14 protein-coding genes are annotated in these 15941 nt (G+C 53.1%); 10 read left to right on the top strand and 4 right to left on the bottom strand.

The genetic code is table 11. The annotated features are described in order from the left end of the window. Window positions 1–91: 91 nt before the first annotated feature. The gene (locus tag ACT53D_RS14170; protein WP_476156835.1) at window positions 92–2518 is read left to right on the top strand and encodes a TonB-dependent siderophore receptor; all 2427 of its coding nucleotides are present in this window, start codon (window positions 92–94) and stop codon (window positions 2516–2518) included. A gap of 148 nt (window positions 2519–2666) precedes the next feature. On the opposite strand, the gene ACT53D_RS14175 is transcribed toward ACT53D_RS14170, so the two are convergent. Continuing rightward, window positions 2667–3899: an SfnB family sulfur acquisition oxidoreductase gene (locus tag ACT53D_RS14175; RefSeq protein ID WP_194749544.1), complete on the bottom strand. Its 1233-nt coding sequence runs from the start codon at window positions 3897–3899 to the stop codon at window positions 2667–2669. A 429-nt stretch (window positions 3900–4328) separates the two neighbouring features. Here ACT53D_RS14175 and msuE point away from each other — a divergent pair, with 429 nt between their 5' ends. From msuE to ACT53D_RS14215, 8 genes are all read left to right on the top strand, one after another. Then, window positions 4329–4901 (top strand): FMN reductase, encoded by a 573-nt coding sequence (msuE, locus tag ACT53D_RS14180; RefSeq protein ID WP_194749543.1) that lies wholly within the window; start codon window positions 4329–4331, stop codon window positions 4899–4901. A gap of 27 nt (window positions 4902–4928) precedes the next feature. Beyond that, entirely contained in the window at window positions 4929–6017 is a 1089-nt protein-coding gene (sfnG, locus tag ACT53D_RS14185; RefSeq protein WP_194749542.1) for a dimethylsulfone monooxygenase SfnG, read from the top strand. Window positions 6018–6040: 23 nt separating this feature from the next. Then, entirely contained in the window at window positions 6041–7195 is a 1155-nt protein-coding gene (locus tag ACT53D_RS14190; RefSeq protein ID WP_476156839.1) for an AMP-binding protein, read from the top strand. Beyond that, entirely contained in the window at window positions 7192–7980 is a 789-nt protein-coding gene (locus ACT53D_RS14195; RefSeq protein ID WP_476156841.1) for an ABC transporter ATP-binding protein, read from the top strand. The genes ACT53D_RS14190 and ACT53D_RS14195 overlap by 4 nt, the downstream gene beginning before the upstream one ends. A gap of 22 nt (window positions 7981–8002) precedes the next feature. After that, entirely contained in the window at window positions 8003–8884 is an 882-nt protein-coding gene (locus tag ACT53D_RS14200; RefSeq protein ID WP_338656096.1) for a branched-chain amino acid ABC transporter permease, read from the top strand. Window positions 8885–8909: 25 nt separating this feature from the next. Further along, entirely contained in the window at window positions 8910–9977 is a 1068-nt protein-coding gene (locus ACT53D_RS14205) for a branched-chain amino acid ABC transporter permease (RefSeq protein ID WP_476156843.1), read from the top strand. A gap of 116 nt (window positions 9978–10093) precedes the next feature. Further along, the gene (locus tag ACT53D_RS14210; protein WP_379073784.1) at window positions 10094–11440 is read left to right on the top strand and encodes an ABC transporter substrate-binding protein; all 1347 of its coding nucleotides are present in this window, start codon (window positions 10094–10096) and stop codon (window positions 11438–11440) included. A gap of 113 nt (window positions 11441–11553) precedes the next feature. Continuing rightward, window positions 11554–12342, top strand: coding sequence for an ABC transporter ATP-binding protein (locus tag ACT53D_RS14215; protein ID WP_476156845.1), 789 nt, complete (start codon window positions 11554–11556; stop codon window positions 12340–12342). A 60-nt stretch (window positions 12343–12402) separates the two neighbouring features. Here ACT53D_RS14215 and ACT53D_RS14220 read toward each other — a convergent pair whose 3' ends face one another. The 3 genes from ACT53D_RS14220 to ACT53D_RS14230 all read right to left on the bottom strand — a co-directional run bounded on the left by ACT53D_RS14220 (window position 12403) and on the right by ACT53D_RS14230 (window position 15254). Next, window positions 12403–13506: a porin gene (locus tag ACT53D_RS14220; protein WP_476156847.1), complete on the bottom strand. Its 1104-nt coding sequence runs from the start codon at window positions 13504–13506 to the stop codon at window positions 12403–12405. 354 nt (window positions 13507–13860) lie between these two features. Further along, window positions 13861–14223 (bottom strand): hypothetical protein, encoded by a 363-nt coding sequence (locus tag ACT53D_RS14225; protein ID WP_275357237.1) that lies wholly within the window; start codon window positions 14221–14223, stop codon window positions 13861–13863. Between the two features lie 74 nt (window positions 14224–14297). After that, complete coding sequence (locus ACT53D_RS14230) at window positions 14298–15254, bottom strand: L-threonylcarbamoyladenylate synthase (RefSeq protein ID WP_476156849.1); 957 nt, start codon at window positions 15252–15254, stop codon at window positions 14298–14300. Window positions 15255–15363: 109 nt separating this feature from the next. Here ACT53D_RS14230 and ACT53D_RS14235 point away from each other — a divergent pair, with 109 nt between their 5' ends. Continuing rightward, on the top strand, window positions 15364–15687 hold the full coding sequence (locus ACT53D_RS14235; RefSeq protein WP_194749532.1) for a cupin domain-containing protein: 324 nt from the start codon (window positions 15364–15366) through the stop codon (window positions 15685–15687). The last annotated feature ends 254 nt before the right edge of the window (window positions 15688–15941 follow it).

A 15941-nucleotide genomic window follows, 5' to 3' on the forward strand; every position in this document is an offset into this window, starting at 1 on the left:
TTGTATTTTTTGCGCTGGAGGTTCCCTTTTTAACGGGCTGTTTCGGTTTAGAGATAACAACACGTTATTTTTAACCTAACAGGGAGCTTGAATGAAATCGCATCACACTTTGCCGCTTGCGCGGCATGTCCGGGCGGCTTTACTGACACTGATGATCAGCAGCCTCACACCAATGCCAGTATTGCATGCTGCTGAAAAAGAGGCGGTGGCACAGGAATACCAGATTCCTGCCGGACCATTGAGTCAGGTATTAAGCCGATTTGCCGCTGAAGCCGGCATTCTGCTGTCAGCCAATGCTGCGCTGGCAGATGGTAAAGCTAGCGCAGGGTTGCATGGCAAGTTTACTGTGCAGCAGGCGCTGGACACCTTGCTCAAAGGCTCGGGTCTGGAAGTTGAGCATCGCGGGGATCACCGCTATGCCATTCTCCCGCAGTCGGCCAAGGCGAGTACTTTGCCCGAGGTGCAAGTGACAGCCGCGGCCAATAAGGAAACGGCATGGAGCCCAATTAAAGGCTATATTGCCGAGCAATCAGCCACGGGGACCAAAACCGATACGTCGGTGATGGAAACGCCGCAGTCGGTCTCGGTGGTGACGAAAGACTTTATTCAGGCCATTGGTGCACAAAGCCTGCGTGAAGGCATGGCCTATACGCCGGGGGTGAATGTGGCGCCTTACGGCCCGGATTCCCGCTATGACTGGATTGCCTTGCGTGGCATTGATGCGTATTCACCCGGTTTTTATCAAGACGGCTTGCCGTGGCGCAATGCCGGCACGTTTGCGACCGGCAGAATCGAAAATTATGGCATAGAGCGCCTCGAAATCCTGCGCGGGCCAGCCTCGGTGCTGTATGGGCAAAGTACCGCAGGCGGCTTGATCAATGTGGTTAGCAAACGTCCAACCGCAACCCCGCTTAAAGAAATCCAGATGCAATTGGGGAATTACTCGCGTGAGCAGCTCGCCGGTGATTTTTCGGGGCCGCTCAATGAAGACGGCACCGTGTTGTACCGCATTACCGGCCTGGTGCGTGACGCCGACTTGCCGCGTCAAGGCATGAAGGATGACCGGGTGTTTATTGCGCCGTCAATCACTTTCCTGCCCTCCGACAAAACCAGTTTGACGGTCATGTCACAATATATGAACTCGGATGCCGGGATCGTGGCTGGTGCCTTGCCTGAGCAAGGCACCTTGCTGCGCACGCCATCGGGACAAAAATTGCCTTACAAGACCTTTGTCGGCGATAGAAAATTTAACCGCTTTGAACAAAAGCAATGGTATGTCGGCTATCTGTTTGAGCATAGCTTCAACGAACAGTGGACCTTCAGGCAGAATACTCGCTACAGTGAGGTAGACTTGGCTTACTGGCAGGTGTTCGGCAAGGAGTACAAGCAGGTCAACCAGGCGAATCCGGAGGATCCTCGCAACTTCCGCTATATCACCCGCGATATGAATGGTAGCCCGGATCACATCAAAGCCTTCACCATCGATAATCAGCTGCAATGGCGGATTCAGGCGGGGGATTGGCAACATACCTTGCTGGCGGGCCTGGATTACCAAAAGGTCAGGGACCGCAATCAATTCTATTCTGGCAGTGCGCCAGACCTGGATTTGTTGGCCCCGGATACGGCACAAACCATAGTGAGGGGTGACCCTGTGCAGAATAGCAGCATCAAACTGGCGCAAACAGGTTTTTATCTGCAAGACCAGATCAAATGGGGTTCGCATTGGATTGCGACCCTCGGTGGCCGCTACGACGATGCCACCACCCAGAACGCGGAGCGTGTGGCAGGCACCAATGATCGCTTTAATGACCACAAGTTTACCAGCCGCGCAGGCTTGCTCTATTTGGCAGACAATGGCATTGCCCCTTATTTCAGCTACTCAGAGTCTTTTATACCGACGGTCACGGTCAACACGCAAACAGGCAAAGGCTTTAAACCCGAAACCGGCAAGCAGTATGAGTTTGGCGTACGCTATCAGCCGCCAGGTAGCAAGAACCGTTACAGCGCTGCCTGGTTTAATCTGGAGCGTAACAACTTTATCAGTTATGACCCCAACAGCGGCAGTCCGAGCCAGACCGGGCAGATTCAGGTGCGTGGCCTGGAGGTCGAAATACAAGCGCAGCCAATAGAAAATATGAATCTGATTACGGCCTATACGTATACGCCCAAGGTTGAAGTCACTGCCAGCAGCAATCCTGCGTTGATTGGTACGCCTTTGCTGGCCACGCCGGAAAACACGCTCGCCGTGTGGAGTGATTACCGCTTTAACAATGGATTCAAGGTGGGCTTGGGTGCGCGCTATAACGGCTCAACCCATGGCAATTTTGATTCTGCATCCGAGCGGATTCCGGCATTTACCTTATGGGATGCCTTGGTCGGGTATGACCTGCCGCACTGGACGCTGGCATTGAATGCGCGCAACCTGACCAACAAAGAATATGTCGCCAATTGCGCCTCTGGCAGTTGCTACTATGGGGAACCACGGCGTGCCATGCTAACGGCGACTTACCGCTGGTAAACCTGTTGCCTTCGGCGCGGTTAACGGCCTTTGCCAATGCAAACAGCCCGACATCATGTCGGGCTGTTTTTTAATCTATGCGGCATGGCTTACAGAAGGCGCCATCCAGAAGGCGCCATCGCTTATGGCGCTTTCATGGCCTTGCCGTTTAAATCCAAGGATGGCGCGGCGGTTTCACCTTGTTCAGGCTGTAGTTGCCGACGGCATGGTATTTCCAGCGCACCGGGTCGTGCAGCGTATGGGTACGTGCATTGCGCCAGTGGCGGTCCAGGTTGTATTCGCCCAAGGTCGAGCGTGTCCCGGCCAGTTCAAACAGTTTGCTGCCCGCCAGCAAGGCGGTTTCGGTACTCAGCACTTTGGCTTCAGCTACCGCAATCGAAGCTTCTGCCACGGTGTCCTCATTCGGGTTACGTTGTGCTTCGTCTATGTATTCACCGGCACGTGCCAACAAGGCCTCGGTGGCGTGGAGGCGAATTTGCAAGTCGCCGATGTCTTTGATGGTATGCGGGTCTTCATAGCCGTGTTCCAGATCGGTATCTATCCATGGCCGTGTGTAGTTGCGTACAAAGTGCAGGGTATCTTTAAACGCCGCGCGGGCGATGCCGGTATCCACCGCCGCCTGGATAATCTGTGCAATTGGCCCCATGGTGGTCGGGCGGTCAAACGCCAGATGGTGCGGCAAGACATATTCGCTAGGCACAAAAATATTTTCCAGGATGGTCGTCCCGCTGGCGGTGGTGCGTTGGCCAAAGCTGGACCAGTCATCAATAATGGTCAGGCCTTCTGCGCCAGCGGGTACAAATGCCACCACGGTATTGTCGTGTTCATCTTTTGCCACCACTGGCACCCAGTCCGCCAGCAATGCGCCTGAAGAATAGAATTTTTTGCCGTTTAAAAAGTAGCCGCTATTGGTGGGCGTGAGCTTGGTTTTCACGTCATTGACGCTCTTGGTGCCAATCTCGGAGAACGCATTGCCAAACCGCACCCCTTGTAGCACCAGCTCAAAAAAGTATTTTTTCTGAAAGTCTGAGCCATCCAGGCGCAAGCCTTCCACCATGTATAAATGATTCTGTGGAATCTGGCCGACACTGGGGTCCGCCTCGGCCACGGTGGCTACCACTTCTGCCAGGGTTTTGTTGGAGACGAAGGCACCGCCGTATTCTTTCGGCACGGTAATGCCCCACAAGCCACTGCTTGAAAACAGGTCTAGCTCTTTACGTGGCAGTCGGCGTTCCTGGTCGCGCAGGGCGGCTTCTTTGGCGATTTCGCTGGCAACCTGTTTGGCGACGGTCAGGGCTTCTGCGTCACTTTTAATCAAATGCGCCGCTTGTCGCGGCAGGTTTACAGGCAAATGTGCAATCTTATTTGCTTGTGCAGTCATAGTCAGTCCTTATTCAAAAAGAGATCAATAAAGGCATGGCGAGCAGGCACCATGCGTCTGCAGTCACTGTTGCATTTAGTGTGCCAATCAATAAAGCATTGAATTTAAAGGAAAATGTAAAAATCCATCTCTGCCTCCGCCTCTATAGAAACAGTTTGCTGCTGAATGGCTGCTGTAAAAGCAGCAGCCACTGGAGGGTGGGGCGGGAGCGGACTGCAGCGTGATCGCACAAAACTGCTGCTTTTGCAGCAGTTGATCAGCAACTAGCGCTGGAATCTAACACCATTTAAAAATCAGGTTTTATATTAAGTCATTGAAAAATATAAATATTATGGCCTGGCATGGATGCTGCTAATACTACTGGCAAGCAAGGTCGTCTGCGAAGCATCGTAAGCAACGACCTTCGTCATTGTTATTTCAGGAGTCATGATGAGCCGTCCATTAAAAGTCACTGCCGTTTCCGGCAGCTATAAATTACCTTCCAGAACCGCTGCACTGGTGCAGGCGATCACACAGAAGTTGGGACAGCAAATCCCGATTGATCTGCACGTGGTGGAATTAAGCGAAATTGCGGGCAGCTTGGTCGCTTCCTACGATCCCAAAGCCTTACCAGTCAACGTACAGCAAGATATCCAGGCGATTGAAACCGCCGATTTACTGGTGGTGGCTACGCCTGTGTATCGCGCCTCTTATGGAGGGTTGTTCAAGCATTTGTTTGATCTGGTCAATCTCGAAGCATTGATTGATGTGCCCGTGCTGCTGGCAGCAACCGGCGGGACTGAGCGCCATGCCTTGATCATTGATCATGAGCTGCGCCCATTATTCAGCTTCTTCCAGGCAGTCACGTTGCCGATCGGCGTATATGCCGTTGAAGCGGATTTTGAAAACTATCAAATCAAGAGTGAGGCGGTGAAAGCGCGCATTGATCTAGCGGTAGAGCGTGCCCTGCCTTTGCTCAAGCATCGCGAGCTTTTGAGCCAGGAAAAGTTATTAGCTATTTAAATTCAGTGACTTTTGGAGAGATTAAAGATGAGTACAGAAAACATTAAATTTGCCTATTGGGTGCCTAACGTCAGTGGTGGCCTGGTGGTCAGTAACATTGAGCAGCGCACCAGTTGGGATATCGATTACAACCGCAAGCTGGCACAAATTGCCGAAAAAGCCGGATTTGAATATGCCTTGAGCCAAATCCGATTTACTGCGGGCTATGGGGCCGAGTTTCAGCATGAGTCGGTATCTTTTTCGCATGCCTTGCTGGCGGCGACCACCAAACTCAAAGTGATTGCCGCCATTTTGCCTGGCCCCTGGAATCCGGTGCTGGCTGCCAAACAATTGGCGACCATTGATATTCTCACCCAGGGACGGATTGCGGTGAATATCGTCTCCGGCTGGTTCCGTGGTGAGTTTACGGCGATTGGCGAGCATTGGCTGGATCACGACGAACGCTACCGCCGTTCACGCGAGTTTATTGAAGCGCTCAAGGGCATTTGGACCCAGGATAACTTTACTTACAGAGGCGATTTTTACCGCTTTAGTAACTACTCACTCAAACCTAAACCTTTGCAGCAGCCACATCCAGAAATTTTCCAGGGCGGCAGTTCACGTGCTGCGCGCGATAATGCGGCCGCGGTCTCAGACTGGTACTTCACCAACGGTAACACCGTGGAAGGGATCAAGGCCCAGGTGGACGATATTCGCGCCAAGGCGGCGGCCAATAAGCATCAGGTCAAGATCGGGGTCAATGCCTTTGTGATTGCCCGCGATACCGAAGAAGAAGCCAAAGCCGTATTGAAGGAAATCATTGATAAAGCCAACCCTGAAGCGGTCAATGCCTTTGGCCATGAAGTGAAAAATGCCGGTGCTGCCAGCCCGGAGCGTGAAGGTAACTGGGCGAAGTCGAGCTTTGAAGACCTGGTGCAATATAACGATGGCTTTAAAACCAATTTGATTGGTACACCACAGCAAATTGCCGAGCGCATTGTGGCTTTGAAGGCGGTGGGCGTAGATTTAGTGTTGGCGGGCTTTTTGCACTTTCAGGAAGAGGTCGCTTATTTTGGTGAAAAAGTACTGCCACTGGTGCGTGAGCTGGAAGCTAAAACCTTGGCCAAAGCGGCTTAACTCAACCCGGCAGGAAATTGGCAATGGCAGAGACTTTACCTCACTTGCTCGCTTTGCAGGCCGTGGAGCGCCCGCATCGTGTTGCAATTCGGCATAAACAGCTGGGCCTCTGGCAGCAGGCCTCCTGGCTTGCGGTGCAAGAGGACGTCACCCGCACGGCGCACTATTTACAGCAACACGGCTTTCGCCAGGGCGATACCTTGTTCCTGCTCAGTGAACCACGGCCAGAGGCCTTGCTGTTGTCGCTAGCCGCCCATTGGCTGGGCGGCGTGGCAGCGCCACTGGATCCGGCCTTTGCGCAGCCGCAGTTACTGGATTTATTGCATACCTTGCGGCCAAAATTTGTGTTTGCCGAGGCGCAGGCGCAGGTGGATCAAGTCCTGGCAGCCAAGCCTGATAGCACACTGGTGATTTATGCCGATGCGCGCGGGCTAGCTGGCTATCAGCATCCTGCGCTGGTTGCTTATGCGCAGATTGTGGACACGCCTGAGACCCAGAACATTTCACCGGTGGCTGAGACTGCGGAAATCGCCTTCCGCTTTTACCGCTTAAGTGACGCCTATGCGCTGGAGTACAGCGAATTAAGCCATGCCGAACTGCTTAAGAATGGCCGCCAATTGATCAGCCAAGAGGCGCTCACTGCGCATGAAGAGGCATTGGCGGCGCGTGCATTTGCCGCCAGCGGTCATGCCAAATATCTGCTTTCGCCGTGGCTATTGGCAGGCTTTACGCTGAATTTTCCAGAAAATCTGGCGACCCGGGACACCGACAGGCGCGAACTCGGCCCTACGCTGGTGGCAGGCACGGCAACGACTTACCAGCGTCTGTATACCCTCACCCAATCCCGCTGGCCCTTGCCCGGCAGCTGGCAGCATCGGGTTGTGGCCTGGGCCTTGCGTGCAGCCAAAACCCGGCTGCCGCTGATCGCTCCCTTTGCGCGCTGGCTGGTCATCTTGCCCTTGCAGGATGTGCTGGGCCTGCGGCGTACCCGTGTGCCCTTGCTGGTGGGCGAACCCTTGTCACCGGAAGCGACACAGTTTTTTGCTGACATTGGGATCCACGTGCGGGCCTGGTCAGAAGCCACTGCCTGGCAAACCAGCCAGCTGCAAGTGATTCCACATCAGTCCAATGACTTGCACAGCTATTTGGGATTAGCGACATGGAAGGCCGCGATATGAGTACCACCCTTGCTGCACCTCAGCCATTGCTGGCATTAGACGGGATTTCATTGTCGTTTAAGGGCGTGAAAGCCATTACCAATATCAGTTTTGCCGTCAATGAGGGCGAAATTTGTGCCTTGATCGGCCCCAATGGCGCCGGCAAAAGCTCATTGCTTAACGTGATTAATGGCGTCTACAAGCCTGATGAAGGCAGTATCCGCTACCAGGATGCGGTGCGTCGCGCCATGCATCCGCAATGGGCGGCCAGACGCGGCGTGGCGCGCACGTTTCAGAATATAGCCCTGTTTAAAGGCATGTCGGTGCTCGACAACGTACTGACCGGCACCAACCTCAAGGTCAAAAGCAGTTGGCTGGAGCAGGTATTTAATGTGGGCCGCGCGCCTGCGGATGCCTTGGCGCAACGGCAGAAAGCAGAGCGCGTGATTGCTTTTCTCAAACTGCAACCCTGGCGTAACAGCATTGTGGGCAGTTTGCCCTATGGCTTGCAAAAGCGCGTCGAGCTTGCCCGTGCATTGGCTGCCGAGCCTCAACTGCTGTTGCTGGATGAACCGATGGCTGGGATGAACGCCGATGAAAAGGCGGAGATGAGCCGGTTTATCCGTGAAACCAACCGCGAGTTTGGCACCACGATTGTGCTGATTGAGCATGATATCGGCGTGGTGATGACGCTGTCAGACCATGTGGTGGTGCTGGATTATGGCAAGAAGATCGGTGATGGCAAGCCGGATGAAGTGCGCGCCAACCCCGAGGTGATTGCCGCCTACCTGGGCACCAAACACTGAGGCAATACAAGGATCAATTGAGATGAGTTTCTTTTTCGAAGTTCTGACTGGTGGCTTGCTTGCGGGTGTCATGTATTCGCTGGTCGCGATCGGCTTTGTGCTGATCTATAAGGCCTCTGGCGTGTTTAATTTTGCCCAGGGGTCTATGGTGCTGTTTGCGGCATTGACCTTTGTCAGCCTGGTCGAGCGTGGCGTGCCGTTCTGGGGCGCCTTTGTGTTGACCTTGCTGACCATGGCGGTGTTGGCATGGCTGATTGAGTGGCTGGTGTTACGGCCGCTGGTGAACCGGTCGCCGATTACCCTGTTTATGGCGACCCTGGGCCTGAGCTATATCGTTGAGGGGCTGGCACAAGCGGTGTGGGGCGCACAAGTACATGCGCTGGAGATAGGCATCAATGATGAGCCGTATGAAGTGTTCGGTATTTTGCTGTCGCAATTTGATTTGTTCGCGGCGGCCATTGCGGGCGGCCTGGTCGCACTGCTCGGTGTCCTCTTCAATAAAACCCGCATTGGCATTGCCTTGCGCGCCGTGGCAGATGACCAACTGGCGGCGTTGGCGGTGGGCATCCATCTGCAACGCTTGTGGCTGATTGTGTGGGCGGTGGCTGGCTTTGTAGGTCTGGTCGCCGGCATGTTGTGGGGTGCACGCGTCGGCGTGCAGTTCTCGCTGTCACTGATTGTACTCAAAGCCTTGCCGGTGCTGATTATTGGCGGATTTACCTCGATTGAAGGTGCGATTGTTGGCGGCTTGATCGTCGGCGCCAGCGAAAAACTGGCTGAGGTCTTCATCGGCCCGCTGATAGGCGGCGGCATTGAAAACTGGTTTCCCTATGTGTTGGCGATGTTGTTTCTGCTGGTCCGGCCCTATGGCTTGTTTGGCGACAAAGCGATTGAACGTGTTTAGAAAATAGAGAGCAGGCAGGCATAGCATGTGGTATCAAGAAACTGGACAATTTATTACCGAGTATAGGTTGGATAAACGGTTTTTCCGCCTCAAACAGGAGCGCTGGGCGTTTGCGGCCTTGCTGGCATTCGCCTATCTGGTCGTCCCTGCCATTGGCAACGACTACTGGTTTAGCGCCATCCTCATCCCGGTGCTGGTGTTGTCGCTGGCGGGCTTGGGCCTGAATTTGCTCACTGGCTATGCGGGTCAGCTGTCCTTGGGCTCTGCGGCCTTTATGGCGGTAGGTGCGTTTGCCACCTACAACTTTCACCTGCGGATAGAGGGCTTGCCATTGATTGCCAGCCTGATATTGGGCGGGTTGACGGCAGGTGGCGTCGGCCTGGTGTTTGGGCTGCCGAGTTTGCGCATCAAGGGCTTTTACCTGATTGTGGCAACACTGGCTGCACAGTTTTTTGTGCAATGGGTGTTCACCACTTTCTCCTGGTTTTCCAACAACTCCTCTTCTGGTGTCATTACAGCGCCACCTTTACAGATCTTAGGCACGGATTTGAGTACACCAGCGGGTCGTTACCTGCTGACCTTAACGGTCGTCGTGGCGCTGGGGTGGCTGGCAAAAACCATCGTCAGTGGTGAGCTCGGACGCAAGTGGATGGCGGTACGCGACATGGACACCGCTGCCGCCGTGATCGGCATCTCGGTGCCAAAAACCAAATTGCTGGCCTTTGCCATCAGCTCGTTTTACCTGGGGATTGCCGGTGCGCTGTGGGCATTCACTTACCTGGGCACCGTCGAACCACATGGCTTTGATTTGTCACGCTCCTTCCAGATTCTGTTCATTATTATCATCGGCGGCATGGGTAGTATCCTCGGCAACTTTCTGGGCGCGGCTTTTATTGTGCTGTTCCCCATTCTGCTTTCCAACCTGACCACCAGCCTGTTGGCCGGAGCGATTGATCCTGGCCAGCTGGAGAATTTTCAGAAAATGATTTTTGGCGCCTTGATCATCTTTTTCCTGATCAAAGAGCCCAACGGTTTGGCCAAGGTCTGGCAAACCGCCAAACAACGGCTGCGGGTCTGGCCGCTAAGTTTCTAGGCCGTTCCTGACGAATTGATTGAAGGAGACTTCCATGTGTTAACAGCCTCACACGGTCTTTTATATAACCAAGAACGATTAAGAGAGATTTCTATATTTTTATAAGGAGTATTTAAGTGAACTTTTTAAGTAAACATCGCTGGCTGTGGCTGGCATTGGGCTTGGGGGTTGCCAGCTTGTCTACGCAAGTGCAAGCCGCCAATGAGCAGTATTTCCCGCTGCAGAGTTACCGGATTGGCCCTTATGCGGCAGGCGGTTCCGGCTTTTTTGGTGGGTTTATCGACTATTTGCAATACATCAATGCCAAAGAGGGTGGCGTCAATGGCGTCAAGCTGACCTGGAGTGAGTGCGAAACCGAATACGTCGTGGAAAAAGGCGTTGAGTGCTACGAGCGCCTGAAAAAAGGCCTGAACGGCGCGCCTGCTGCAGCGACCAATCCGCTGTCCGTGGGCATTGCCTACGCGACCCTGGAGCGCTCGACCACAGACAAATTGCCGCTGATCACGATTAACCACGGCCGCACCGATTCGACCGATGGCAGCGTGTTCCCTTATGCCTTCCCGCTGCAATTAAACCCGTACAGCGAAGTGTCTGCGATTGTGAACTATATCGCCCAGCAATCTGGCGGTCTGGACAAGCTCAAAGGCAAAAAAATTGTCACCTTGTACCACGGCTCGCCTTACGGCAAGGAAACCAGTCCGATTCTGGAACTGCTGGCAAAGAAATACGGCTTTGAGCTGACCTTGCTCGAAGTGCCGCATCCGGGCAACGAGCAACAGTCGCAATGGCTGACCATACGTCGCATCAAGCCGGACTGGGTGATTTTGCGTGGCTGGGGTGTGATGAACCCGGTGGCCTTAAAAACCGCGCAAAAAACCGGTTTTCCGGCCGACCATATCATCGGCAATATCTGGAGCAACTCTGAAGATGATGCGGCGCCTGCAGGCAACGCCGCCAAGGGTTTTATCTCAATCACTACACATCCTTCCGGCACCAGCTTCCCGGTATTGCAAGGCATAGACAAATATGTGATCAAGGCCGGTAAAGGCAATCTGCAAGATCCTAAACGTTTTGGCAATGTTTATTACAACCTGGGCGTGGTCAATGGCATCCTCAACGTGGAAGCCGTGCGTGTGGCGCAAGCCAAATTTGGCAAACGCCCATTGACCGGTGAAGAGGTACGCTGGGGCTTTGAGAACCTCAAACTGGATGATGCGCGCCTTAAAGAGCTGGGCGCTCTGGGTCTGGTACAGCCACTCAAACTGAGTTGCGCTGACCATGAGGGCGGCGGCGCCGTGCGCTTCCAGCAGTGGGATGGCAGCAAATGGAAAGTGATTTCTGACTGGGTGCAGGCAGACCGCCAGTTGTTGCGTCCGATTATTGAAAAATCTTCCCATGAGTATGCCAAGGAAAAAGGCATCACGCCACGCGATTGCAGTAAAGAGGTTGTTGCTGCCAACTAAGTATTGACGGTATCACGATGATCGCGGCACACCGCAGGGCGGTGTGCCGTTGCAGTTTGCTGCCGTGGGCAAGGCCTGTCCCTTGCCGACGACAGTCAATTGAGGAGTCAAACATGACACAAGCACAGTTAAATACGATCCCAGTGCAAGCGCTCACTGCGGCTGAGCCCTTGTTGCAGCTGGACAATGTTGAGGTGATCTATGAAAAGGTCATTTTTGCTATCAAGCATATTTCTTTAGAGGTTAAACCACAGTCTATTGTGGCTTTGCTCGGTGCGAATGGCGCGGGCAAAAGTACCATCCTGAAAGCGATTTCTGGCCTGGCCCCGGCACAACGCGGTGAGATTGTACAAGGTCGGATTGTCTATGCCGGTAAAGACGTGACCAAGGCCACACCGGGCCAACTGGTGGCACAGGGTCTGGTTCAGGTGCTTGAAGGTCGGCATTGCTTTGGCCATTTAACGGTTGAGGAAAACCTCCTGACCGGGGCCTTTATTCGCAGACCGTCGAGCAAAGGGCTGGCGCAAGACCTGGAAAAGGTCTATGCCTTTTTCCCACGCCTGAAGTTATTGCGTAAAAACTATGCCGGGTATACCTCCGGGGGCGAGCAGCAAATGGTGGCGATCGGCCGTGCGTTGATGGCGAATCCCAAACTGATTCTGCTCGACGAGCCTTCCATGGGGCTGGCGCCGCAAATTGTGGAAGAGATTTTTGAAATCGTGCACCAGTTACAGCAAACGCAAGGCTTGAGCTTTTTGCTGGCGGAGCAGAACGCCACGGTGGCCTTGCGTTACGCCAACCATGCTTATGTACTTGAAAGTGGCCATATCACGCAAGAGGGCGATGCACAGACCATTGCCAATAGCCAGGCATTGAGTGATTCTTATCTGGGTAGCCGTTAAGTTAAAATGGAGGCTAATAAAAAAACGGCCATCATGGCCGTTTTTTATTGCAGGATACTTTTAGAAAAAGTGTGCCACATGGAAAATGGCTTTAATGCCGTCAATATCCGGTAGCGTATTGCGCTTTTCCCTGAAGTAAAACACATCAATGCGTTTGTTGCTGTCACCGTCAATCAGGTAACCCACCCCGATATCCACGCGTTTGCGGTCCAGGCCCGTCGTATCATTATTAAATTCTTGGTAGATGATTTTAGGCTGGAATTTGCCTATGCCCACTTTTTCGGCAAAGGTATAGCTGCCATTGACAAAAAAGCCTTTGGCTTCTGGCAAGACGGTATCGCCGGTATTGTCATTGTCATAGTTGTAATAGGAGGCTTCTGCCCCCAGCACGGCGCCATCAGTCAATGGTTTTTCCAGGCGTGCATCCAGGTTCCAGTATTTGGAATCGCCTTTATTCAGGATCGTCCCTGCGCCATTTTTTTGATAACGGTAAGAGCCTCCCACAGACAAAATCGATTTCTTGCCATCATAGCTGGCCAGGTTATAAAAGCCTGGCTCGGTATCCCAGAAGTTATATTGCAGACGGGTGGCATAAGACAAGTTATCAGCCTGATTGGGGCCGCCCTGGCGACCGTTAGTGGCCGAAACGTAGTATTTGAAGGCCTCGCTCTTGTCTGTACCGAAGAAGACTGCACCATTATCCCGACCAGCAAACTGGTAAGAGCCTAACTCGGCAATCGGGAAGTCAAACGTGGTGGAATACATCGGTGCAGCAGCGGAGGCGCGGCTCGCTGCCGGTAAGAAGCGACCCACCCAAACATGCGCGTAGTTGTTAAACTCCAAGCCCAGATGACCATCCAGCAACTCAACTCTGTTGTCTGCTGAATTGCGTGCGAAGTTGAACTCAAAGGAGACGTTCTCATGCACCTTACCGTTGGTATATAAACGTGCCTCTTCAACCTCAAAGTCATTCGAGCGGTCTTTGCCATTCGGCGCGGCATCTTTAATCGAGCTAAAGCTGACGCGAGAGGCAATGCCGATATTGATAAATTGGTTTTCGTTGCGTTGCAGCGTGGCCTCGGCAAAAGCTTGTGTACTCAGCAGGGCCAAGCTGGTGTAGAGAGAAATTTGTCGTAGTTTAGGATTAATGGTTTGTATATTCATGTGTTCACTCTGTGATAATCAGTTATCAATAAATGGAGATCAGGCAACCTGATGACGATGAAATGGTTGCTTTCCAGAGTGAGCTTTTGCAGAATCTGTGCCAGAAAATTATTTGATAAAAATCAATTGCTTATGTTTTATTTAACTGGTCGTGCTTGCTGGCGATGGCGCAAGCTGCTGTTCGCCTGTCTTTTAATCAGCAAAGGGCGAACGCAGCATGTGATTAGGCGGAATGACGTGCGATGACAAAAAACGCGCGGCATGCGCAGAAGCGGGTGCGATACCCAATGGACTCGGCAAACAGAGATGCATGACCACCATAAACAGTGGCCATGGATAGAGGAGAATCAGTGTTTATTTGGACGTATCGGCGGTCTTGCAACCTTTGAGGTGCAAGTGGTCACTGTCATCCAGCGTGGTTTGGTCGCCATTCAGGCGCAAATCCATGGTGCCATAATGGTAGTGTTGCTTATCGTCGGCATCACGTAACAGCCCCACCTCATGGTCAGGCAGCATGACCCATGCTTCATCGCCAGTAGCAGAGAGTTTGAGGCCAAACGACTGATAATTTTCGCATTGGTAATGCAAAGCTTCTTTGCCATAGCGCGGGACTTCCTTGGTCCCTTTGTCGAACACGCTCGGCAGTTCAACGCTTTTGCAGCCAAACAATAGACTGCTGGCGCCAACCAATAGGATGAAGGAGTAGATGTTTTTCATGATTTAAATCTGGGCTTTATTTAAGATAAGGGAATCGACGATGCACGCTATTGTGCCAGCCATGCTTGGCAGACTCAATCGTTTTGGCGCTTGGGTTGGTAGGCTGCCCGTTGCAGCCGGTCTCGCACGGCGTCCCAGGCCGCGGTGTTAGGCGGCGATTCTATTAAGATCACGTCAGCATGTGCGGCATCCAATATGTGCAGCGCCGCATAGAGCTGCTCGGCGGCTTGTGCAGGCGTGGCTGGCAAATGTGTATCTTTGGCCGTGACCGCCACACCGGCGCCAAACAACAAGGCGACAGCATGAGGGTACTGCTGTGCATAGTCTGCCATCGCTTGTCTGGAAGAAAACAGCAGGCAGGGTGTTCGTGGCGAATAATGCAGCAAATGCTGCCCGGGGGCCTTGGGAATCTGCGCCGATGCATCTACAGACGCCGGCGTGCCTGCGACGGCTGCAATCGCCGCCTCATCTATCATGCCGGGTCTGAGCAATCGCCAGCCATCTTCATGCACGCTGACAATGGTCGACTCTATGCCTACCTGGCAAGCGCCACCATCCAGCACCGGAATGTCTGTCCCCAGTCCTGCTTCGACATGTTCTGCCGTGGTGGGGCTCAGTTGCGTATACTTATTCGCTGAAGGGGCTGCCAGGCCCAGGCCACTTTCGTTGAGCAGCGCCAGCGCCACGGGGTGTGCCGGCACCCGTAAAGCCACCGTTGGCTCGCCAGCCCTCACCGCCGCTGAGACCTCCTCGCGCGCAGGCAATACCAATGTCAGCGGACCCGGCCAGAAGGCCGCGGCCAGCCTTTGTGCCAGTGGCGGAAAGCTGCTGGCCCAGTCGGCCACTTGTTCTGTGCGTCCAATATGGACGATCAATGGGTTATTGGCAGGTCGCTGTTTGGTGGTGTAGATGTTGGCAACAGCTAAGTCATTGCGTGCATCTGCCGCCAGGCCATAGACGGTCTCGGTCGGGATGGCGACCACCTCGCCCCGTTGCAATCGTTCTATCGCCTCTGCCTGGTTGATCCGCATTGCGCACTCTATATATATAAATCATCAAAAAATGTATTTTACTCTGTAAAACCCTGACGGCTAAAGCGGGCTTGCTATAAAATGCCCGCTTTGATTCAAGGAGCGACACATGCAAATTCAAGTTCAGCACAATCCTGCCGAAACACAACTAAAGGACTTGGGTGTGTCCAAGTGGCCTACATGGAAAAAAGAAGTATCAACTTTTGATTGGATTTTTCACGAACAAGAGCAGGCTTATATACTAGAAGGTCAATGTGTAGTGACGCCTGTGGGTGGTGCGCCAGTCAGCTTTGGTAAAGGAGACTTTGTGGTCTTTCCTGCCGGCCTCAAGGTGAGTTGGGAAGTCAAACAACCTTTGCACAAGCATTATCAGCTGGATGGCAATGTCTTGACGCAAACCTGGTTGCGCATTAAGGCCGCTTTCAAGAAATAATCATCAATTTGTAACAAAATTGTAAGAATGGCAAATAAGGGTTGACCGCAACGCTTATCGCTGTAAAATGCGCGGCTCTCTTCAACGAAACGGTTGTTTAGTTGGGTGAGAAGAAATAAAAAGCGCAGTATGTTTGAGCGTTAAGTTGGCAGCGGAATAAAAGTTGTTGACGAAGTAAAAAACCTCTGTATAATGCGCGCTTCGCTTGAAACGTTGGAAGTTGAAACGGAAGAGCGAAAAGCCTTCGAGGCACT

It is taken from the genome of Methylophilus sp. DMC16, from assembly GCF_056314045.1.

What these genes read in the sequence shown, in the direction of transcription:
- ACT53D_RS14195 (WP_476156841.1), top strand. Translation starts at nt 7,192, where the DNA reads ATGAGTACCACCCTTGCTGCACCTCAGCCATTGCTGGCATTAGACGGG.
- ACT53D_RS14175 (WP_194749544.1), bottom strand. Translation starts at nt 3,899, where the DNA reads ATGACTGCACAAGCAAATAAGATTGCACATTTGCCTGTAAACCTGCCG.
- sfnG (WP_194749542.1), top strand. Translation starts at nt 4,929, where the DNA reads ATGAGTACAGAAAACATTAAATTTGCCTATTGGGTGCCTAACGTCAGT.
- ACT53D_RS14190 (WP_476156839.1), top strand. Translation starts at nt 6,041, where the DNA reads ATGGCAGAGACTTTACCTCACTTGCTCGCTTTGCAGGCCGTGGAGCGC.
- ACT53D_RS14230 (WP_476156849.1), bottom strand. Translation starts at nt 15,254, where the DNA reads ATGCGGATCAACCAGGCAGAGGCGATAGAACGATTGCAACGGGGCGAG.
- ACT53D_RS14220 (WP_476156847.1), bottom strand. Translation starts at nt 13,506, where the DNA reads ATGAATATACAAACCATTAATCCTAAACTACGACAAATTTCTCTCTAC.
- msuE (WP_194749543.1), top strand. Translation starts at nt 4,329, where the DNA reads ATGAGCCGTCCATTAAAAGTCACTGCCGTTTCCGGCAGCTATAAATTA.
- ACT53D_RS14225 (WP_275357237.1), bottom strand. Translation starts at nt 14,223, where the DNA reads ATGAAAAACATCTACTCCTTCATCCTATTGGTTGGCGCCAGCAGTCTA.
- ACT53D_RS14170 (WP_476156835.1), top strand. Translation starts at nt 92, where the DNA reads ATGAAATCGCATCACACTTTGCCGCTTGCGCGGCATGTCCGGGCGGCT.
- ACT53D_RS14205 (WP_476156843.1), top strand. Translation starts at nt 8,910, where the DNA reads ATGTGGTATCAAGAAACTGGACAATTTATTACCGAGTATAGGTTGGAT.
- ACT53D_RS14235 (WP_194749532.1), top strand. Translation starts at nt 15,364, where the DNA reads ATGCAAATTCAAGTTCAGCACAATCCTGCCGAAACACAACTAAAGGAC.
- ACT53D_RS14200 (WP_338656096.1), top strand. Translation starts at nt 8,003, where the DNA reads ATGAGTTTCTTTTTCGAAGTTCTGACTGGTGGCTTGCTTGCGGGTGTC.
- ACT53D_RS14215 (WP_476156845.1), top strand. Translation starts at nt 11,554, where the DNA reads ATGACACAAGCACAGTTAAATACGATCCCAGTGCAAGCGCTCACTGCG.